Annotated in this window: 17 protein-coding genes; 12 read left to right on the plus strand and 5 right to left on the minus strand. The window is 71.7% G+C overall.

Annotation, left to right across the window (positions count from 1 at the left end):
• The first annotated feature begins 120 nt into the window (after positions 1-120).
• On the plus strand, positions 121-597 hold the full coding sequence (locus tag ACGFZQ_RS11805) for a DUF1003 domain-containing protein (RefSeq protein WP_393840203.1): 477 nt from the start codon (positions 121-123) through the stop codon (positions 595-597).
• 66 nt (positions 598-663) lie between these two features.
• Positions 664-3,264 (plus strand): flippase-like domain-containing protein, encoded by a 2,601-nt coding sequence (locus ACGFZQ_RS11810; RefSeq protein WP_393840204.1) that lies wholly within the window; start codon positions 664-666, stop codon positions 3,262-3,264.
• 80 nt (positions 3,265-3,344) lie between these two features.
• Here ACGFZQ_RS11810 and ACGFZQ_RS11815 read toward each other — a convergent pair whose 3' ends face one another.
• The gene (locus ACGFZQ_RS11815) at positions 3,345-5,750 is read right to left on the minus strand and encodes a Tex family protein (protein WP_393840205.1); all 2,406 of its coding nucleotides are present in this window, start codon (positions 5,748-5,750) and stop codon (positions 3,345-3,347) included.
• Positions 5,751-5,896: 146 nt separating this feature from the next.
• Positions 5,897-6,766 carry a hypothetical protein gene (locus ACGFZQ_RS11820; RefSeq protein WP_393840206.1) on the minus strand — a complete coding sequence of 290 codons (870 nt, stop codon included), beginning with the start codon at positions 6,764-6,766 and terminating at the stop codon, positions 5,897-5,899.
• Between the two features lie 138 nt (positions 6,767-6,904).
• Here ACGFZQ_RS11820 and ACGFZQ_RS11825 point away from each other — a divergent pair, with 138 nt between their 5' ends.
• Both ACGFZQ_RS11825 and ACGFZQ_RS11830 read left to right on the plus strand, forming a co-directional pair.
• Entirely contained in the window at positions 6,905-7,873 is a 969-nt protein-coding gene (locus ACGFZQ_RS11825; RefSeq protein ID WP_393840207.1) for a GlxA family transcriptional regulator, read from the plus strand.
• Positions 7,874-7,880: 7 nt separating this feature from the next.
• A complete protein-coding gene (locus tag ACGFZQ_RS11830; protein WP_393840208.1) occupies positions 7,881-8,531 on the plus strand; it encodes a DJ-1/PfpI family protein in 651 nt (216 codons plus the stop codon).
• Here the strand turns inward: ACGFZQ_RS11830 and ACGFZQ_RS11835 are convergent.
• A complete protein-coding gene (locus tag ACGFZQ_RS11835; protein ID WP_393840209.1) occupies positions 8,503-9,258 on the minus strand; it encodes an enoyl-CoA hydratase/isomerase family protein in 756 nt (251 codons plus the stop codon). The genes ACGFZQ_RS11830 and ACGFZQ_RS11835 overlap by 29 nt on opposite strands.
• A gap of 251 nt (positions 9,259-9,509) precedes the next feature.
• Here ACGFZQ_RS11835 and ACGFZQ_RS11840 point away from each other — a divergent pair, with 251 nt between their 5' ends.
• Positions 9,510-10,004: an ATP-binding protein gene (locus tag ACGFZQ_RS11840; RefSeq protein ID WP_351743605.1), complete on the plus strand. Its 495-nt coding sequence runs from the start codon at positions 9,510-9,512 to the stop codon at positions 10,002-10,004.
• 6 nt (positions 10,005-10,010) lie between these two features.
• Here the strand turns inward: ACGFZQ_RS11840 and idi are convergent, their stop codons facing one another.
• The gene (gene idi / locus ACGFZQ_RS11845; RefSeq protein ID WP_351743368.1) at positions 10,011-10,604 is read right to left on the minus strand and encodes an isopentenyl-diphosphate Delta-isomerase; all 594 of its coding nucleotides are present in this window, start codon (positions 10,602-10,604) and stop codon (positions 10,011-10,013) included.
• 222 nt (positions 10,605-10,826) lie between these two features.
• Positions 10,827-11,768, minus strand: a complete 942-nt coding sequence (locus ACGFZQ_RS11850) for a cation diffusion facilitator family transporter (protein WP_393840210.1) — start codon at positions 11,766-11,768, stop codon at positions 10,827-10,829.
• 435 nt (positions 11,769-12,203) lie between these two features.
• Here ACGFZQ_RS11850 and ACGFZQ_RS11855 point away from each other — a divergent pair, with 435 nt between their 5' ends.
• From ACGFZQ_RS11855 to ACGFZQ_RS11885, 7 genes are all read left to right on the plus strand, one after another.
• Positions 12,204-13,976 carry a DUF5941 domain-containing protein gene (locus ACGFZQ_RS11855; protein ID WP_393840211.1) on the plus strand — a complete coding sequence of 591 codons (1,773 nt, stop codon included), beginning with the start codon at positions 12,204-12,206 and terminating at the stop codon, positions 13,974-13,976.
• Positions 13,973-14,725: a sugar phosphate nucleotidyltransferase gene (locus ACGFZQ_RS11860; RefSeq protein WP_393840212.1), complete on the plus strand. Its 753-nt coding sequence runs from the start codon at positions 13,973-13,975 to the stop codon at positions 14,723-14,725. Before ACGFZQ_RS11855 ends, ACGFZQ_RS11860 begins: the two co-directional genes overlap by 4 nt.
• Positions 14,713-15,774 carry an iron-containing alcohol dehydrogenase family protein gene (locus ACGFZQ_RS11865; protein WP_351705526.1) on the plus strand — a complete coding sequence of 354 codons (1,062 nt, stop codon included), beginning with the start codon at positions 14,713-14,715 and terminating at the stop codon, positions 15,772-15,774. The genes ACGFZQ_RS11860 and ACGFZQ_RS11865 overlap by 13 nt, the downstream gene beginning before the upstream one ends.
• Positions 15,752-16,531 carry a CDP-alcohol phosphatidyltransferase family protein gene (locus ACGFZQ_RS11870; protein ID WP_133028573.1) on the plus strand — a complete coding sequence of 260 codons (780 nt, stop codon included), beginning with the start codon at positions 15,752-15,754 and terminating at the stop codon, positions 16,529-16,531. The genes ACGFZQ_RS11865 and ACGFZQ_RS11870 overlap by 23 nt, the downstream gene beginning before the upstream one ends.
• Positions 16,528-17,412, plus strand: coding sequence for a glycosyltransferase family 2 protein (locus ACGFZQ_RS11875; protein ID WP_382545032.1), 885 nt, complete (start codon positions 16,528-16,530; stop codon positions 17,410-17,412). Before ACGFZQ_RS11870 ends, ACGFZQ_RS11875 begins: the two co-directional genes overlap by 4 nt.
• Before the next feature lie 146 nt (positions 17,413-17,558).
• Positions 17,559-18,488, plus strand: a complete 930-nt coding sequence (locus tag ACGFZQ_RS11880; RefSeq protein ID WP_393840213.1) for an ABC transporter permease — start codon at positions 17,559-17,561, stop codon at positions 18,486-18,488.
• Entirely contained in the window at positions 18,481-19,293 is an 813-nt protein-coding gene (locus ACGFZQ_RS11885; RefSeq protein WP_393840214.1) for an ABC transporter ATP-binding protein, read from the plus strand. The genes ACGFZQ_RS11880 and ACGFZQ_RS11885 overlap by 8 nt, the downstream gene beginning before the upstream one ends.
• Positions 19,294-19,604 lie beyond the last annotated feature (311 nt).

Here is a 19,604-nt window from a genome sequence, read left to right on the forward strand (position 1 = left end):
GGCGCGACCAGCCCCACCCCCCGCAGCCGCCGGACAACCGACGCGGCACCCGCCACCGCGCCCCCGGCCCCCTCCCCGTACGCTGCGATCCGACGCGGATCACCAGGCAGGGGAGAGCCCATGAGCGCAGCGCCGAAACGGCCGTCAGTCCGCATCGTGCACGAACAGGACGTCGTCGCGCGGATGCGCGGGACCCAGGACCGGATCGCGGACGGCATCACCGCCTTCGCCGGAACCATGACGTTCGTCTATCTGCACGCGCTGTGGTTCGCGGTCTGGATCGTCTTCAACGAGGGCGTGTTCGGCGACGACGCGATCTGGGACCCGTTCCCCTTCGGACTGCTCACCATGATCGTCAGTCTGGAGGCGATCTTCCTCTCCACCTTCGTGATGGTGAGCCAGAACCGCCAGGCCGCCCGTGAGAACGTCCGGGCCGACCTGGACTTCGAGACCAACGTCCGTTCGGAGGTGTGGTCCATCCACATGGGCCGCGCCCTCGGCGTCGACGCCGAGGAGGTCGAACGGCGCGTCCAGGAACTGCTCGCGGAGAACCGCGCCCGGATGAACGGCACCACCGAGCCGCCCGCGGGGACCTGAACCGTCGGACAACTGTGTCTGCGTACAGTCATCTGACCGAGGCGCGGACCGTTGTCGCATGGAACCATGGGCGGGCGTCCGGGCGAGCCGGACCTGTGCCCGAAGGAGTCCGCGCATGGGCCGTCCTCGCGTCCCCGCCGGCGGCGGAACATGACCGACCGGCACGGCGTACTGCTGTCCTCGGACATCGTGGGCGGGGCCGGGGACGGCGCGGCGGCCCCCGTCGTCGAGGCCCGGCCGCCGCACGACGTGCGCTGCGCCGCCGACCTGCTGCGGCTGCTGGTCTCGCTGGCCGCCCTCGCGGCGACGGTGCTGCTGGCGGTCGCCACCCGCGACTTCGCCCGCCGGGCGCAGCAGGGCCTGCTCGCCGCGGCCACCGCGCTGCCGCCGGACCTGCGCGACGGACTGGTCGGCACGCTTCAGGCGATCGCCATGCTCGCGCCACTGGCCGCCCTGGTCGTCCTCGTCGTACGGCGGCGGTTCGACGCGGTGTCCAGGGTGCTGCCCGCCGCGGCCCTGGGCGCGGCCGTCGGCTGGGCGCTCACCCGTGTCGCGCTGGCCGAGAGCAGACCCGAGTCATGGCCGGCGGTGCTCGTCGGGCGCGGTGGGCTGGTGCACGCGGGCTGGCCGTCGGGCGTCTACCTGGCGGCCTGCGCCTCGGCGGTCGTCGCCGCGGGCCCCTGGCTGACACGGCCGTGGCGGCGGGCGCTGTGGGCCCTGACCGTCGGGTGCGCCGCGCTCGGTGTGCTGGCCGCCTCGCTCGTCCCGCTGGACGCGTTCGGGGCGCTCGTCGTCGGCGGCACCGCGGGATCGGCCGTCCTGCTCCTCGCCGGCGGACCGGCCGACCGCCCGCCGGCCAAGGCCGTCGCCGACGCCCTCGTCGCCTGCGGGATCCCGCTCGCCGCCCTCCACGAACTCCCGGCGGACCGTCAACTCCCCGGTGAGGGACTCCTCTACGGCGCGGAGACCACCGAGGGCGCGCGGCTGACCGTACGCGCCCTCGCCGCCGAGGACCGGGGCCGCGACCTGTTCCACCGGCTCGCCCGGCGCACCCTGCTGCGGCACCCGGCCGACCCCGGCCAGCAGACACCGCTCGGTGCCGCCGAACACGAACTGCTCATGCTGGTCTTCGCCGCCCGCACCGGCGCCCGGGTCGCCGAACCGGTCATCGCCTACCCGGTGACCGGCGGCGGGGCGGTCGTGGTGACCGTCGGGCAGGACGCCCGCCCGCTGTCCGCGCTCCCCGCCGAGGAACTGACCGACACGCAGCTCGGCGAGGTATGGGCGGCGGTGGCCCGCATCCAGGAACACCGGCTGGCGCACCGGGCGTTGCGCCCCGAACACATCCTCGTCGAAGCGGACGGCAGACCCCGGCTCACCGCGTTCGCCCGGGCGCAGCTGAACGTGTCGCCCGAGACACTGGGCAGCGACATCGCGGAACTGCTCGCCACCACCGCCGTCCGCGTCGGACCGGTCCGCGCCACGGCGTGCGCCCTGGCCGGCCTCGGCCCGCAACGGCTGGCGAGCGCGCTGCCGTATCTGCAACCGCTCGCCCTGATCGGTCCCGCGCGCCGCGAGGTGGCCCACTACGACCAGGCCCGCGCCCGGGAAGCCGCGGCGGGCGTCCGGCGCCGCACCCTGCGCCCCGGCGGACGGCCGAACCTGATGCACGACCTCGCCGCCGAGGTACGCACGGCGTGCGACGCCCCGGCCGCCAAGCCGGCCCGGCTCGCCCGGTTCACCTGGCAGAGCGTCCTGGGCCTGGCCGGCGCGTTCCTGGTACTCCATCTCGTGCTGCCGCAGCTCGCCAACGCCCCGGCCGCGGTCCACGCGCTGCGCGACGCGAACTGGTGGTGGCTGCTCGCGGTCGTCCCCGTCACCTTCGTCTCCCAGGCCTTCTCGACCTGTCTGCAACTCGGCACCATCCCCGGGCGGCTGCCGTTCCGGGCCACGTACCAGGTGCAGTTCGCCAGCTCCTTCCTGAACCGGATCACCCCCGGCAACGTCGGCGGCATGGCGCTGAATCTGCGCTTCCTGCAGAAGACGGGGATCGAGACCGGCGCGGCGACGGCCTCCGTCGGGCTGCAGAGTCTGGCCGGCGCGGTCTCCAACATCGTGGTCGCCACCGTGTTCTTCGCCGCCGCCGGACAGCGCCACGGCGGGGTGCACCTGGAGCTGCCCGCCGGGTCGTACACCCTGCCCGTGATCGCCGTGGTGCTGGCCGCCGGAGGGCTGCTCGGCCTCACCCCGCCGGGCCGCCGCTTCCTGCGCGAGAAGGTGTGGCCGTTCCTGCGCGCGGCCGGATCGACGCTGACCGGGATCGCCGCCGATCCCGCGAAACTCGCCCTCGGCGTCGTCGGCATGCTCGGCCTGCCGCTCGTCCAGGTCGTCGGACTCGCCCTCAGCCTCCACGCGCTCGGCGGCGACCTGCCCTTCGTCCAGCTCGGCGCCGCCTACATGGCGGCCCGCCTGCTCGCCAACGCGGCCCCGGTCCCCGGCGGGCTCGGCGCGCTCGAAGCGGGCCTCATCGCGGGCCTGACCGCGCTCGGAGTGCCGGCCGGCCCGGCCACCTCGGCGGTCCTGGTCTACCGGCTGCTCACGTTCTGGCTCAACGTCCCACTGGGCGCCCTGGCCCTCGGCTTCGTGCAGCGGCGCGGCTACGTCTGACGCGCCCCTTCAGGGGCGTGAGGAACTGCGCGACCAGCTACAACGGACCCGCAGTTCCTCACGACCCCCGGAAGGTACGGTCAGCGCTTCCCCTTCTTCCCGCCGTCCAGCAACCCCGCCCGGCGCAACGCGTCAGCCATCGCGCTGTTGGCCGGCGCCGGCGCCTGCCGCGCACCGCCGCCCTGGCCCTGGCCGCCACGCCCGCCGCCGCCCTGCTGCCGCTGCTGCGGCGGACGCCCGCCGCGCTGGCGGCGTTCGCCGCCCTCGCCCTGCCGGCCGCCGCCGCCCTGCGGCGCCGCCTCGTCGTCCAGCCGCAGCGTCAGCGAGATCCGCTTGCGCGGGATGTCCACGTCGAGGACCTTCACCTTGACGATGTCACCCGGTTTCACGACCTCCCGCGGGTCCTTGACGAAGGTCTTCGACAGCGCGGAGACATGCGCCAGACCGTCCTGGTGGACGCCGACGTCGATGAACGCCCCGAACGCCGCCACGTTCGTGACGACCCCCTCCAGCACCATTCCGGAGGACAGGTCGGAGATCTTCTCGACGCCCTCCTTGAACGTGGCCGTCTTGAAGGCCGGACGGGGGTCGCGCCCCGGCTTCTCCAGCTCCTTGAGGATGTCGGTGACGGTCGGCAGACCGAACTTCTCGTCCACGAAGTCGCCCGGCCGCAGCGAGCGCAGCACACCCGTGTTGCCGATGAGCGCCGCCACCTCCTGGTGCGACTCCTTCACCATGCGCCGTACGACGGGGTACGCCTCGGGGTGGACGCTCGACGCGTCCAGCGGGTCGTCGCCGCCTCGGATGCGCAGGAAGCCCGCGCACTGCTCGTACGCCTTCGGGCCGAGCCGCGCCACGTTCTTCAGCTGGCCGCGGGAGGTGAACGGGCCGTTGGTGTCCCGGTGGGCCACGATGTTCTCGGCGAGCCCGGAGGTGATGCCGGAGACCCGGGACAGGAGCGGGGCCGACGCCGTGTTCACGTCGACGCCCACGCCGTTCACGCAGTCCTCGACCACCGCGTCCAGCGAGCGCGACAGCTTCACCTCGGACAGGTCGTGCTGGTACTGGCCGACACCGATCGACTTCGGGTCGATCTTCACCAGCTCGGCGAGCGGGTCCTGGAGCCGGCGGGCGATGGAGACGGCGCCGCGCAGCGACACGTCCATGTCCGGCAGCTCCTGGGAGGCGAACGCGGACGCCGAGTACACGGACGCGCCCGCCTCGGACACCATCACCTTGGTGAGCTTCAACTCCGGGTGCTTGGTGATGAGTTCACCGGCGAGCTTGTCGGTCTCGCGGGACGCCGTGCCGTTGCCGATCGCGATCAGGTCGACCGCGTGCTCCTTGGCGAGCCGGGCCAGCTTGGCGATCGCCTCGTCCCACCTGTTGGCCGGGACGTGCGGGTAGATGACGTCGGTGGCGACCACCTTGCCCGTGGCGTCGACGACGGCGACCTTCACGCCGGTCCGGAAACCGGGGTCCAGGCCAAGCGTCGCCCGGGTGCCGGCCGGGGCGGCGAGCAGCAGGTCGCGCAGGTTCGCCGCGAAGACGTCGACCGCCTCGTCCTCGGCCGCCGTACGCAGCCGCAGCCGCAGATCGATGCCGAGGTGGACGAGGAGGCGGGTGCGCCAGGCCCAGCGGACCGTGTCGGACAGCCACTTGTCGGCCGGCCGCCCCCGGTCGGTGATCCCGAACCTGTGGGCCACGATGCCTTCGTACGACGACGGCCCCTCGGTCGGCTCCTCCGGCTCCAGGACGAGGTCGAGGACCTCCTCCTTCTCGCCGCGCAGCATCGCCAGGATGCGGTGCGAGGGCAGCGCGGTGAACGGCTCGGCGAAGTCGAAGTAGTCGGCGAACTTGGCGCCCGCCTCCTCCTTGCCGTCCCGTACCTTCGCGGCGAGCCGGCCGCGCACCCACATGCGCTCGCGCAGCTCACCGATGAGGTCGGCGTCCTCCGAGAACCGTTCGGTGAGGATCGCGCGGGCACCCTCCAGGGCCGCCTGCGGATCGGCGACGCCCTTGTCGGCGTCCACGAACGCGGCGGCCGCGGCGAGCGGATCCACCGTCGGGTCGCCGAGCAGCCCCTCGGCCAGCGGCTCCAGGCCGGCCTCCCGCGCGATCTGCGCCTTGGTCCGCCGCTTCGGCTTGTACGGCAGGTAGATGTCCTCCAGCCGCGCCTTGGTCTCGGCGCTCCGGATCTGCGCCTCCAGCTCCTCGGTGAGCTTGCCCTGCTCGCGCACCGACTCCAGGATCGCCGTCCGGCGCTCCTCGAGCTCCCGCAGATAGCGCAGCCGCTCCTCGAGCGTGCGCAGCTGCGCGTCGTCGAGCATCTCGGTCGCTTCCTTGCGGTAGCGGGCGATGAAGGGCACCGTCGAACCGCCGTCGAGCAGCTCCACGGCAGCCTTGACCTGCCGCTCCCGTACGCCGAGCTCCTCGGCGATCCTGCCTTCGATGGACCCTGGAACCAGGGACCCGGGTGTCGTCACGATCCCGTACCGCCTTCTCCACTGAGGTTGCGCGGCAATTGTGGCAGGTGACACCGACAACCGGGCCCCAGGGCACCCTTCCGCGACACGAAGTCGTACTCCCCGTGCCCCACCTGTCTCCTGAATCCGCCGTAACGGCGCTCAGCTCACCCCTTGCCGACCAGATCCGCCGGGAAGGCGCCCGCGGCGAGTGCCGCCCCCGCGAACCCCTTCGCCAGCTCGGTCAGACGGGACACCCCGTCGGCTCCCAGGTGCTCGTACGGCGCCCGGTCCAGCCGGTCCGTCTCCGTCTCGATCTCCGCCCGCAGAGCCGCGCCCGCCTCGGTCAGCTCGCCTGCCGCGTCGAGCAGTCCGCGCTCCCGCAGCCGCGCCGCCGCCGCGTCCCAGTCGGCCTGGGTCCAGCCACGTGTGGCGAGCACCCACTTCGGGGTCATGCCCTTGCCGGTGGCGGTGTGGGTCACCACCGCCTCCAGCCCGTCGAGACCGGCCGCGGTGAGTACCGCGAGGTGCCCGTCGCCGCGGTGCTCGCGCAGCAGCGTGGTCGCGTGCCAGTAGGCGAGGTGGGGCTCCTCGGGCACCGGCAGGTCCGCGTGCGCCGCGTACAGCGGGCGGCCGGGGCGGGAGCAGGCCTCGGTGGCGCGCAGCGCGAGCCGCGCGGCCTCGGCCATCCCGTCGGAGGTCACCGCGTCCGCGCCGAGCAGCCGCCGCAGGGAGGCGTCGACGGCACGCGCGCGTGCGGCGAGGACGTCGCCGGGCGACGCGGTCTCCCAGACGGCCGGGACATGCCGGGCCACCAGTTCGTACTTGTAGTTGTAGAACGTGGCCGTCACCGTGCCGGGCCCGACCGGCCCCAACGCGGCGGCCCGCACCGCGAAGTTGACGGCCCGCGGGTGGGTGACCCCGAGCGCGGCCAGTTCCTCCGCCAGCTCGGGGCTGAAGAAGTGGGTCGCGTGCAGGGAGTTGAGCAGGGTGTGGCAGCGGCGGCCGGCGCGCGGCTCCAGGACGGCAGTGGTCATGGCGAGCACGTTACCGACTGGTCGGTACGGACTCCAGTGTCATGCCCGACCCGACGTCGAAGTGTTCGGTCCGCCATGGCAGAAAAGGTGGGAAGCTCGTCATTGCGGCCATCGTCGCGCCCGCGAACAATCGATGACATGGCGCAGCGAACCCTTCTCGTCGTCCTCTTCGACGGTGTCCAGAGCCTCGACGTCACCGGCCCCGTGGAGGTCTTCACGGGCGCCGAGGCCCAGGTCCCGGGCAGCTACCGCATCCGTACGGCCTCCCTGGACGGCGCGCCCGTGTGCACCTCCAGCGGGCTGACCGTCGTACCGGACACGGCCCTGGCCGAGGCGTCCGAGCCGCACACGCTCCTCGTGCCCGGCGGACAGGGGACCCGGCGCCACGACCCGGCCCTGGTCGACTGGCTGCACGAGTACGGGCCGCGCACCGGACGGCTCGTCTCCGTCTGCACCGGCGCCATCCTGCTCGCCGCGGCAGGACTCCTCGACGGCCACCGGGTCACCACCCACTGGGCGTACTGCGACAAGCTGGCCCACGACCATCCGGCCGTCGACGTCGACCCCGACCCCATTTACGTCCGGGACGGCCGGGTCGCCACCTCGGCCGGCGTCACCTCCGGCATCGACCTGGCGCTCGCCCTCGTAGAGGAGGACCTGGGACGGGACGTGGCGCTCACGGTCGCCCGGCACCTGGTGGTGTTCCTGCGCAGGCCCGGCAACCAGGCCCAGTTCAGCGTGCAGCTCGCCGCCCAGACCGCACGGCGTGAACCGCTGCGGGAGGTCCAGCGGTGGATCAGCGAGCACCCGGACGGCGAGCTCGGTGTCGAGGCGCTGGCCGCCCGCGCGGCCCTCTCGCCCCGGCACTTCGCCCGCGCCTTCCAGGCCGAGACCGGCATGACGCCCGGCCGGTACGTCGACCGGGTACGGCTGGAACACGCCCGCCGGCTCCTGGAGGACACCGGCGACGGCGTCGAGGAGGTCTCCCGGGCCAGCGGCTACGGCACGCCCGAAGCGATGCGCCGTGCCTTCCTCAAGGCGCTCGGCACGACACCCGCCGAATATCGGCGCAGATTCCGGCCGGCACCCGTCGGTCGACCCGGATAGGAGAGCCATGCAGATCGCGATCGTCCTCTACGACCGTTTCACCGCCCTCGACGCGGTGGGACCGTACGAGACCCTGGGCCGGCTCCCGGACGCCGAGGTCGTCTTCGTGGCCGAGCGAGCCGGTCCCGTCCGCACCGACAGCGGGAACCTCGCCCTGATCGCCGAGAAGACCTGCGCCGAGGTGCCCCACCCCGATGTCCTGGTCGTCCCGGGCGGCCCCGGCCAGACCCCGCAGATGGCGAACCGGGCGCTCCTCGACTGGATCCGCGCCGCCGACGCCACCAGCGCCTGGACCACGTCCGTGTGCACCGGTTCCCTGCTGCTCGCCGCCGCCGGTCTCCTCGACCGGCGCCGCGCGACCTCGCACTGGCTGGCTCTCGACGAGCTGCGGACGTTCGGCGCCGAGCCGACGGGGGAGCGGGTGGTCACCGACGGCAAGTACGTCACCGCGGCCGGCGTCTCCGCCGGCATCGACATGGGGCTCGCCCTGCTCGGCCGGATCGCCGGAGACGCCGTCGCCCAGGCCGTACAGCTCGGGATCGAGTACGACCCGCAGCCGCCCTACGACGCGGGTTCCCCGCAGAAGGCGCCCGCCGAGGTCGTCGAACAGCTCCGCTCGAGGAGCCGTTTCATCCTCGGTCGGGGACAGCCCAGCTGAACCGCGGCTGACGGCGCTCCAGGAACGCGGCGACGCCCTCGGCGGTGTCGCCGCTGCCGCGCGCCTGCTCCGTCCAGTGGCCGTCGCGGTCGGTGAGGCCGTTCGCGAACTCCTTCGCCGCCGCCTGCGTGAGCTGGGAGCGCGCGACCAGGATCCGGGTGAACCCGGCGACCCGCCCGTCCAGTTCGCCCTCGGGCAGCACCTCGTCGACCAGGCCGGTGCGCAGCGCCCGCTCGGTGCCGATCAACTCGCCGGAGTACAGGAGGTACTTGGTGGCGGCGGGGCCGACCAGGGAGACCAGGCGGCGGGTGGAGGAGGCCGGGTAGACGATCCCGAGCTTGGCCGGGGTCACGCCGAAGAGGGCGCCCTCCGCGGCGAACCGGAGGTCGCAGGCGGCGGCGAGCTGCGAGCCGCCGCCGACGCAGTGGCCCCGGACCGCGGCGAGGGTCGGCTTGGGGAACGCGGCGAGCGCCTCCTCGGCGGCGCAGGCGAGGGCCTGTGCCTCGGCGGGGGAGCCCTGGAGGGTGGAGATGTCGGCACCGGCGCAGAAGGTTCCGCCCTCGCCGGTCAGCACGAGGGCCCGGACGCCCGGGTCGGCCGACAGCTCGTCCAGGAGGGGCGGCAGGGCTCGCCACATCGCCGCGGTCATCGCGTTGCGTTTGACCGGGTTGTGGATGACCACCGTGGCCACGGCGTCGGTGACCTGGTGGGAGAGGTGGGGCTCCATGGCCGGGATGTTATCGGCGTGACGGAGCCGGGGATCGACGCGGTCCCGCCCCAGGGGTTGCAGTACAACCGTAAAAGTGCGGGAAGTCGGCTTTAGCGGAACAGGACCAGTCCCTCAACCGACCTTGTCGTACGTCGACGGTCAGAATCGTTCGATAGTTGCTGACTTGTGTTCAGTCATCCGGGGCGGAGGGGGTCGTTACCAACACTCGTCGTGTGGTGACAATCGAGCGCGAGGGTGGCGACCGGACGATGGAGAACCACGGGCGTGGGCACGACCCGCGTCCAGAGGGAGGCGGTGCCCCGCCGCCGGATCCGCTGCCGTACGAAGGAGTCTGGCGGTTCACCGCCGCCGCCGTGGACGCCTCGGTCCCGCAGGCGCGGCGCGCCGTACGGGACCTGCTCCAGCGCCAGGGCGTCCCGGTCTCGGAGGACCTGGTGTACGGGCTGCTGCTGATCGTCTCCGAGCTGGTCACCAACGCGGTCAAGCACGCGGCGCTGCTGTCGCCCGTGCTCGCCGTCGAGGTCGCCGTCGGCGCCGAGTGGGTGCGGGTGTCGGTGGAGGACAACCACCCCTACCGCCCGACCGCACTGGAGGCCGATCACGGTCAGACCGGCGGCCGGGGGCTGCTGCTGGTGCGGGAGGTGGCCAGGGAGGCGGGCGGCGTCGTGGACGTGGAACACACGTCGAGCGGCGGCAAGGTGATCTGGGCCGCCCTGCCGCTCAAACCCGCGTCGCTGCCGTGAGGCCGCTCACCAGCCCGCGGACGGGCCCGTCAGCTCCCTGATCGCCGGACGGGCCGCGTCCAGCACGGTCATGAACCACGACGAGAAGGGGTCCCGGGCGTGCCGCTCGGTCAGCTCGGCGGCCGTCACGAAGGCGGTCTCCTCGACCTCCTCCGGGTCCGGCGAGAGCGGCGCCTGCACCATGCCGACGAACAGGTGGTTGAACTCCTGCTCGACCAGCCCGGAGGCCGGGTCCGGGTGGTTGTAGCGGACCGTGCCCGCCTCGCCGAGCAGGGACGGGGAGACCCCCAGCTCCTCGAAGGTCCGGCGGGCCGCCGCCGCGAAGGGGGCCTCACCGGGGTACGGGTGGCCGCAGCAGGTGTTGGACCACACACCGGGGGAGTGGTACTTGCCCAGCGCGCGCTGCTGGAGCAGGAGTCTGCCCTGTTCGTCGAAGAGGAAGACCGAGAACGCCCGGTGCAACTGCCCGGGTGGCTGATGCGCGGCCAGCTTCTCCGCGGTCCCGATGGTCACACCCTTCTCGTCGACGAGTTCAAGCAAAATCGCGTCCGTTGTGCCCTTCGACGTGCTGTGCGTCGCGGTGGCAGGTGTGATCGGCATACCCATCCTTCGCCTCGGTCTTCGTACCAAGTCTGCCGTACGAATCCGACACTCCCGGCACTTCCCGGCACGGGCACGCCGGAAGAGGGACCCGGTAGTTGATCGTGCCCTACGGGTGCGAACGGGAACCGTCCGGGGGTGTCGAACACAAGGACGCCGGGGGAGCCCAGACCGGTGCGTTGCGGTGCCTTCCGGTGGCCGGAGGGGCCGACCGCGGCGCGGTCAGTGGCAGAGCCGGGCCTCGTGCTCGGCGTGCCCGCCCGGCTCCAGCTGGAAGGTGCAGTGCTCCACGTCGAAGTGGTGGCCGAGACAGCCCTGCAGCTCGTGCAGCATCTTCTCGTGGCCGATGGCGTTCAGCACCTCCGAGCGGACCACCACGTGCGCCGACAGCACCGGCAGCCCCGAGGTGATCGTCCAGGCGTGCAGATCATGGACGTCCAGTACGCCGTCCAGCGCCAGTATGTGCGACCGCACCTCCGCCATGTCCACGTCCTTGGGCGCCGCCTCCAGCAGGACGTCCAGCGTCTCGCGCAGCAGCTTCACCGTCCTCGGCACGATCATCAGGCCGATGATCAGCGAGGCGACCGGGTCGGCCGCCTGCCAGCCGGTGGTCAGGATCACCACGGCCGAGATCAGCACCGCCAGCGAGCCCAGCGCGTCGGCCGCCACCTCCAGGAAGGCGCCGCGCACGTTCAGGCTCTCCTGCTGGCCGCGCACCAGGAGGGTGAGCGAGATCATGTTGGCGACCAGGCCGATCAGACCGAACACGATCATCTGGCCGCCATGTGTGTCCGCGGGCGTCACGAACCGCTGGACCGCCTCGTACAGCACATAGCCGCCGACACCGAGCAGCAGCAGACAGTTGGCCAGGGCGGCCAGGATCTCGGCGCGGGCGTAGCCGAAGGTGCGGTTGGTGCTCGCCGGAAGGTTGGCGAAGTGGATCGCCAGCAGGGCCATGCTGAGACCCAGCGCGTCGGTGGCCATGTGGGCCGCGTCCGCGATCAGCGCGAGCGAGTCGGCCAGCAGGCCGCCGGCGATCTCGACCACCATCACCCCGAGGGTGATGGCGAGCGCCACCCGCAGCCGCCCGCGATAGGCCGCCGCGGCCGTGCCGGTGGCCGGCGCGTGGGTGTGCGTGTGGCCGTGGTCGTGCCCTGCCCCCATGAGATGCGCCTCCTGTGTTCCGCCCGGGGTCACAGTGAACTACGGGTGGGGGGTATCCGGCAACGCGGCAGTGAACACCGTTGTCATGTGCCCTGACCTGCGGAAACGAATACCAGGTCAGGGCACCCTCAGTTACCTGTGGTGAGGGGGCGGGCATTCCGGGTGGTCGGTCGGCGCCCGTCCGTGCCGCGTTGCTCCATGTCCTCAATGCCCGTTCTGTGAGCGCGGTTTGTGGGCCGGGGCCCGGATCACGGATGATGATCTCGGCAAAGGCCGGGGCAGAGCAGGTCGTCCGTGCCGTGAACGGCCGGTGAACAAGCACTCCTCACCATCCGATAACCTCTGCCGAATGCCGCCCGGGGGCCACCAGGCACACCGCGCCCCACCACGCAGTAGACCGGCGCCCGTGCGCCGGAACCCAGGGAGTGAGTTCGGTTGCCGACCGCCATCGTCACCGGCCAGCCGGTCCCCGGATCGTCGTTGGAGAGCGATCTGCGGGCGCTCGGCTTCGAGGTGCGCACGGCCTCGGACAGCGCCGACACCGCGGCCCTCCTCGCGGCCGTGCCCGCCGACCGGCGGGTCGCCGTCGTCGACGCCCGCTTCGTCGGCCATCTGCACGCCCTGCGCCTCGGCCTCACCGACCCGCGCTTCCCGCTCGCCGCGATCCCCGGCGCCGTCACCGCCCAGCCGGCCGGCCGTCAGGCGCTGAGCGGGGCGCTGGCGCGCGAGGCGGCCGCCGGCGGCCGAACCGATCTGGCCGTCGACGGCCTCGTCACCGCCCTGGACGCCGACGTGCACCGCCCCGAGCTGGGCAGCCTGGTCGCCGCCGTCCCCGCCGACCCGCAGGCCCGCAACGAGGCACGGCAGGCCGTCGCCGCCGTCGACGACGAGGCCGTACGCCTGAAGTCGGCCGTGAAGTCCCGTGACGGCTTCTTCACCACCTTCTTCATCAGCCCCTACTCCCGCTACCTCGCCCGCTGGTGCGCCCGGCGCGGCCTGACCCCCAACCAGGTCACCACCGCCTCCCTGCTCACCGCCCTGATCGCGGCGGGCTGCGCGGCCACGGGTACCCGGATCGGTTTCGTCGCCGCGGGCGTCCTGCTGATCTGCTCGTTCGTCCTGGACTGCACCGACGGCCAGCTCGCCCGCTACTCCCTGCAGTACTCCACGCTCGGCGCCTGGCTGGACGCCACCTTCGACCGGGCCAAGGAGTACGCCTACTACGCAGGCCTCGCACTCGGCGCGGCCCGGGGCGGCGGCCACGACGATGTATGGGCCCTCGCGCTCGGCGCGATGATCCTGCAGACCTGCCGGCACGTGGTCGACTTCTCCTTCAACGAGGCCAATCACGACGCCACCGCCAACACCAGCCCCACCGCGGCCCTCTCCGACAAGCTCGACAGCGTCGGCTGGACGGTCTGGGTGCGCCGGATGATAGTCCTGCCCATCGGCGAACGATGGGCCCTGATAGCCGTCCTGACCGCGGCGACGACCCCGCGGATCACCTTCTACGTACTGCTGGTCGGCTGCGCCCTCGCGGCGACCTACACCACCGCCGGGCGGGTGCTGCGCTCACTGACCCGCAAGGCCACGAGGACCGACCGGGCGGCGACGGCGCTGGCCGACCTGGCCGACAACGGCCCGCTCGCCGGATTCGTGTCCCGCACGCTGCCCGCCCCGCTCGGCTCCCCGCTCCTGGTGGCGCTCGCCGGAGTGGCGGTTCTCACCGTGTCCCTCTTCTCAGGCGTGACCTGGGCGCCGGTCGTGGGCGCCGTCGTCTACGCGCTGGCCTCAGGACAGGCCCTCGCCCGCCCGCTCAAGGGCGCCCTCGACTGGCTGGTCCCGCCCTTGTTCCGGGCCGCCGAATACGGCACCGTTCTCGTCCTCGCAGGCAAATCCGGGGTGAACGGAACCCTTCCCGCGGCTTTCGGCCTGGTGGCCGCCGTCGCCTACCATCACTACGACACGGTGTACCGCATCCGCGGTGGCGCCGGGGCGCCGCCGGCCTGGCTGGTACGCGCCGCAGGGGGGCAGGAAGGGCGAACGCTGCTGGTCACCGTCGTGGCCGCGGTGCTCACCGCCACGCAGTTCCAAGTCGCGCTCACGGTCCTGGCCGTGGCCGTGGCCGGGCTGGTGCTCGTCGAGAGCATCCGCTTCTGGGTGTCCGCAGGGGCGCCCGCCGTACACGATGAAGGAGAACCCGCATGATCGGCCTCGTGCTGGCGGCCGGCGCCGGACGGCGTCTGCGCCCCTACACCGACAGCCTGCCCAAGGCGCTGGTGCCGGTGGGGCCTGCCGGGATAGAGGACTCGATCACGGTGCTCGACCTGACCCTCGGCAACTTCGCCGAGATCGGCCTGACCGAGGTCGCGATCATCGTCGGCTACCGCAAGGAGGCCGTCTACGAGCGCAAGGCGGCCCTGGAGGCGAAGTACGGCCTCAAGCTCACCCTCATCGACAACGACAAGGCCGAGGAGTGGAACAACGCCTACTCCCTGTGGTGCGGCCGTGACGCCCTCAAGGACGGCGTGATCCTCGCCAACGGCGACACCGTGCACCCGGTCTCCGTCGAGAAGACGCTGCTCGCCGCCCGCGGTGAGGGCAAGAGGATCATCCTGGCGCTGGACACGGTCAAGGACCTCGCCGACGAGGAGATGAAGGTCGTCGTCGGCGCCGGCAAGGGCATGACGAAGATCACCAAGCTGATGGACCCCGCCGAGGCCACCGGCGAGTACATCGGCGTCACCCTCATCGAGGGCGACGCGGCCCCCGAGCTCGCCGACGCGCTGAAGACGGTCTGGGAGAGCGACCCACAGCAGTTCTACGAGCACGGCTACCAGGAGCTGGTCAACCGCGGCTTCCGGATCGACGTCGCGCCCATCGGCGACGTCCGGTGGGTCGAGATCGACAACCACGACGATCTCGCCCGGGGACGGGAGATCGCGTGCCGGTACTGACCAGGCTGATCCCCTCGCCGGTCGTCGTCGACATCCGCCCGGGTGCCCTCGACGACCTCGCGAGTGTGCTCGCCGACGAGCGCATCTCGCACTCCGGCCGGCTCGCCGTCGCCGTCAGCGGCGGCTCCGGCACCAAGCTGCGCGAGCGCGTCTCGCCGAGCCTGCCCGGCGCCACCTGGTACGAGGTCGGCGGCGGGACCCTCGACGACGCGATCCGGCTGGCCGGCGAGATCAAGGCGGGCCGCTACGACGCGGTCGTCGGCCTCGGCGGCGGCAAGATCATCGACTGTGCCAAGTTCGCGGCCGCGCGGGTGGGCCTGCCCCTGGTCGCCGTGCCGACGAACCTCGCGCACGACGGTCTGTGCTCGCCGGTCGCCACCCTCGACAACGACGCGGGCCGCGGCTCCTACGGCGTGCCCAACCCGATCGCGGTCGTCATCGACCTCGACGTCATCCGCGAGGCCCCGGCACGCTTCGTGCGTTCGGGCATCGGGGACGCCGTCTCCAACATCTCGGCGATCGCGGACTGGGAACTGTCCCACCGCGTCAACGGCGAGAAGATCGACGGTCTGGCGGCCGCCATGGCCCGGCAGGCCGGCGAGGCGGTGCTGCGCCACCCCGGCGGCATTGGGGAGAACGACTTCCTCCAGGTGCTGGCCGAGGCGCTGGTGCTCAGCGGTATCGCCATGTCGGTGTCGGGCGACTCCCGCCCGTCCTCCGGCGCCTGCCACGAGATCAACCACGCCTTCGACCTGCTGTTCCCGAGGCGTGCCGCCAGCCATGGCGAGCAGTGCGGGCTCGGCGCGGCCTTCGCGATGTACCTGCGCGGAGCCCACGAGCAGTCCGTGTACATGGCCGATGTGCTGCGCCGGCACGGACTGCCGGTGCTGCCGGAGGAGATCGGCTTCACCGTGGACGAGTTCGTCCGGGTCGTGGAGTTCGCTCCGGAGACCCGGCCCGGCCGTTACACCATCCTCGAACACCTCGACCTCAAGACCCACCAGATCAAGGACTTCTACGTCGACTATGTCAAGGCCATCGGTAGCTGAACTACGTCCGGTCGTCCACCCCGTCGGGGTCAAGGACCGGCGCAGCGGTGAGCACTGGATGGGGCGCCTCTATATGCGTGAGGTGTCCCTGCGGGTGGACCGCTACCTGGTGAACACCAGGGTCACGCCCAACCAGCTCACGTACCTGATGACCGTCTTCGGCGTGCTCGCCTGCCCGGCCCTGCTGGTGCCGGGCATCTGGGGCGCGGTGCTCGGCGTGGTCTGCGTCCAGATGTACCTGCTGCTGGACTGCGTCGACGGCGAGGTCGCGCGCTGGAAGCAGCAGTACTCGCTGGGCGGGGTCTATCTCGACCGGGTGGGGGCGTATCTGACCGACGCGGCCGTTCTCGTCGGGCTCGGGCTGCGCGCCGCCGACCTGTTCGGCAGCGGCCGCATCGACTGGCTGTGGGCCTTCCTGGGCACCCTGGCCGCGCTCGGCGCGATCCTGATCAAGGCCGAGACCGACCTGGTTGGCGTCGCCCGCCACCAGGCCGGCCTTCCGGTGGTCAAGGAGGCCGCCGCCGAGATGCGGTCCTCCGGGATGGCGCTGGCCCGGCGGGCCGCCGCCCTGTTCCGGTTCCACCGGCTGATCCTCGGCATCGAGGCCTCGCTGCTGATCCTGCTGCTGGCCGTCGCCGACCACTTCCACGGCGACCTCTTCTGGACCCGGCTCGGCACCGCCGTGCTCGCCGGGATCGCGCTGCTGCAGACCCTGCTGCACCTGGTCTCGGTCCTCGCGTCGAGCAGGCTGCGGTGAGCGCCGGGCTGAAGGTCGGCGCGGTCGTGATCACCATGGGCAACCGCCCCGACGAACTGCGCGCCCTCCTCGACTCGGTCGCCAAGCAGGACGGCGACCCGGTCGAGGTGGTCGTCGTCGGCAACGGCTCGCCCGTCCCGGAGGTCCCGGACGGCGTCCGCACCATGGAGCTGCCCGAGAACCTCGGGATCCCCGGTGGCCGCAACGTCGGCATAGAGGCCTTCGGCCCCAGCGGCCGCGATGTCGACATACTGCTCTTCCTGGACGACGACGGACTGCTCCCCGGGCACGACACCGCCGAGCTGTGCCGCCAGGCCTTCGCCACCGACCCGAGGCTCGGCATCGTCAGCTTCCGTATCGCCGACCCGGACACGGGTCAGACCCAGCGCCGGCACGTGCCGCGGCTGCGGGCCTCCGACCCGATGCGCTCCTCCCGGGTCACCACCTTCCTCGGCGGCGCCAACGCCGTCCGTACCCAGGTCCTCGCCGAGGTCGGCGGCCTGCCGGACGAGTTCTTCTACGCCCATGAGGAGACCGACCTGGCCTGGCGGGCCCTGGACGCCGGCTGGATGATCGACTACCGCTCCGACATGGTGCTGTACCACCCCACGACCGCCCCCTCCCGGCACGCGGTCTACCACCGGATGGTCGCCCGCAACCGGGTGTGGCTGGCGCGTCGCAACCTGCCCGCCCCCCTGGTCCCCGTCTACCTCGGGGTGTGGATGCTGCTGACCCTGGTGCGCCGCCCCTCGCGCCCGGCCCTGCACGCCTGGTTCGCCGGCTTCCGGGAGGGCTGGACCACCCCGTGCGGACCCCGTCGGCCCATGCGGTGGCGCACCGTGTGGAAGCTCACGCGACTGGGCCGGCCCCCGGTGATCTGAGAAGCTCGAAGGTGCGTCCGCGTTTCCGGGGTGTCCGGCGCGCGGACATCCCCGGAAACGTGTCCCATGACGGATACGTGTCACCTCCGGTAGCACAATTCCGTAAGACGAACGTAAGACGAATCTGAGGACGAAGGCTTCCACCCTTGAGTGAGACAACGCATGACGTCGGAATCGCGGTGAGCGCGGTGCCGTCGCCGGACGAGGGCCTCACGGCGGCGCAGCTGGCCGCCAAGTACGGGCTCACGGTGAGCGGCGCACGTCCCTCGCTCGTCGAGTACGTACGCCAGCTCTGGGGACGCCGGCACTTCGTCCTCGCCTTCTCGCAGGCGAAGCTCACCGCCCAGTACAGCCAGGCCAAGCTCGGCCAGCTCTGGCAGGTGGCCACGCCGCTGCTGAACGCGGCCGTGTACTACTTCATCTTCGGTGTCATCCTGCATGCCAGCCGCGGGATGTCGCAGGACATCTACATCCCGTTCCTGGTCACCGGCGTCTTCACGTTCACGTTCACACAGAGTTCGATCATGACGGGCGTCCGGGCGATCTCCGGCAACCTCGGCCTGGTGCGAGCGCTGCACTTCCCGCGTGCCTCGCTGCCGATCTCCTTCGCGCTCCAGCAGCTCCAGCAGCTGCTGTTCTCGATGATCGTCATGGTCGCCGTGGTGGTCGGGTTCGGCAGCAGTCCGGGCCTGTCCTGGGTGCTGGTCGTCCCGATCCTGGCCCTGCTGTTCCTCTTCAACACCGGCCTGGCCATGATCGTGGCCCGGCTGGGCGCCAAGACGCCGGACCTGGCCCAGCTGTTGCCGTTCGTCCTGCGCACCTGGATGTACATGTCCGGTGTGATGTTCTCGATCACCAAGATGATGGAGGGCCGGCCGGAGTGGGCGCGCACGCTCCTCCAGGTGAACCCCGCCACCGTCTACATGGACCTGATGCGCTTCGCCCTCATCGACGGCTATGGCGCCTCGAACCTCCCGCCGCACGTCTGGGCCGTGGCCCTGTCCTGGGCGCTGGTCGTCTTCGCCGGCGGGTTCGTGTACTTCTGGAAGGCGGAGGAGCGGTACGGCCGTGGCTGAGCTGAACGACACGGAGCAGAACCAGCAGAACCAGGGGGAGCGGATCCCCACCGTCATCGCGGAGGATGTGCACATCGTCTACCGCGTGCACGGCGCCAAGTCCGGCAAGGGCAGCGCGACGGCCGCCCTCAGCCGCATCGTCAAACGCGGCTCCGACGACACGGCCCGGGGCGTCCGCAAGGTGCACGCCGTGCGCGGGGTCTCCTTCGTCGCCTACCGGGGCGAGGCGATCGGCCTGATCGGCTCCAACGGCTCCGGCAAGTCCACCCTGCTGCGTGCCATCGCCGGCCTGCTGCCCGCCGAGCGGGGCAGGGTCTACACCAACGGGCAGCCCTCGCTGCTCGGTGTCAACGCGGCCCTGATGAACGACCTCACCGGGGAGCGCAACGTGATCCTCGGCGGACTCGCCATGGGCATGTCCCGCGAGGAGATCAAGGAGCGCTACCAGGAGATCGTCGACTTCTCCGGCATCAACGAGAAGGGCGACTTCATCACCCTGCCGATGCGGACCTACTCCTCCGGCATGGCGGCCCGGCTGCGGTTCTCCATCGCCGCCGCCAAGGACCACGACGTTCTCATGATCGACGAGGCGCTGGCCACCGGTGACGCGGCTTTCCGCAGGCGTTCCGAGGACCGGATCCGCGAACTGCGCCGGCACGCGGGCACCGTATTTCTGGTCAGTCACAACAACAAGTCGATCCGGGACACCTGTGACCGGGTCCTGTGGCTCGAGCGCGGTGAGCTGCGCATGGACGGCCCGACCGAAGAGGTGCTCAAGGAGTACGAGAAGTTCACGGGCAAGTAGCCCAGTAGTCGCCGGGCCCCGCCGGAACCTTTCCGGCGGGGCCCGGCGTCTGCAAAGGAAACGTCAACTCCGGGCCGCCTTAGGAATCTTGACGCCAATCGGTGTGTTGTTGTGATCTGCGGGACACCCCGACGAACCTCGATGCGTTGTACAACGTAAGCTGTACCGGTCCCGGAAAGCGGCAAGTGGGGCGATAATGCGCGACACCCTCGGCCGGGCCGTCCCGTGGATTGCCGGGCGGCGTGTCCGAAATAGTGTGTATTGGGTCGGCAGTGTAGAACGGGAGATGTGACGGCAATGGCTACGGAAAC

This window comes from Streptomyces sp. NPDC048254, from assembly GCF_043201895.1.
Taxonomy (GTDB): domain Bacteria; phylum Actinomycetota; class Actinomycetes; order Streptomycetales; family Streptomycetaceae; genus Streptomyces.

Coding starts and splice junctions, on each gene's coding strand:
- ACGFZQ_RS11805 (WP_393840203.1), top strand. CDS start 121: ATGAGCGCAGCGCCGAAACGGCCGTCAGTCCGCATCGTGCACGAACAG.
- ACGFZQ_RS11810 (WP_393840204.1), top strand. CDS start 664: ATGGGCGGGCGTCCGGGCGAGCCGGACCTGTGCCCGAAGGAGTCCGCG.
- ACGFZQ_RS11820 (WP_393840206.1), bottom strand. CDS start 6,766: ATGACCACTGCCGTCCTGGAGCCGCGCGCCGGCCGCCGCTGCCACACC.
- ACGFZQ_RS11825 (WP_393840207.1), top strand. CDS start 6,905: ATGGCGCAGCGAACCCTTCTCGTCGTCCTCTTCGACGGTGTCCAGAGC.
- ACGFZQ_RS11830 (WP_393840208.1), top strand. CDS start 7,881: ATGCAGATCGCGATCGTCCTCTACGACCGTTTCACCGCCCTCGACGCG.
- ACGFZQ_RS11835 (WP_393840209.1), bottom strand. CDS start 9,258: ATGGAGCCCCACCTCTCCCACCAGGTCACCGACGCCGTGGCCACGGTG.
- ACGFZQ_RS11840 (WP_351743605.1), top strand. CDS start 9,510: ATGGAGAACCACGGGCGTGGGCACGACCCGCGTCCAGAGGGAGGCGGT.
- idi (WP_351743368.1), bottom strand. CDS start 10,604: ATGCCGATCACACCTGCCACCGCGACGCACAGCACGTCGAAGGGCACA.
- ACGFZQ_RS11850 (WP_393840210.1), bottom strand. CDS start 11,768: ATGGGGGCAGGGCACGACCACGGCCACACGCACACCCACGCGCCGGCC.
- ACGFZQ_RS11860 (WP_393840212.1), top strand. CDS start 13,973: ATGATCGGCCTCGTGCTGGCGGCCGGCGCCGGACGGCGTCTGCGCCCC.
- ACGFZQ_RS11870 (WP_133028573.1), top strand. CDS start 15,752: ATGTCAAGGCCATCGGTAGCTGAACTACGTCCGGTCGTCCACCCCGTC.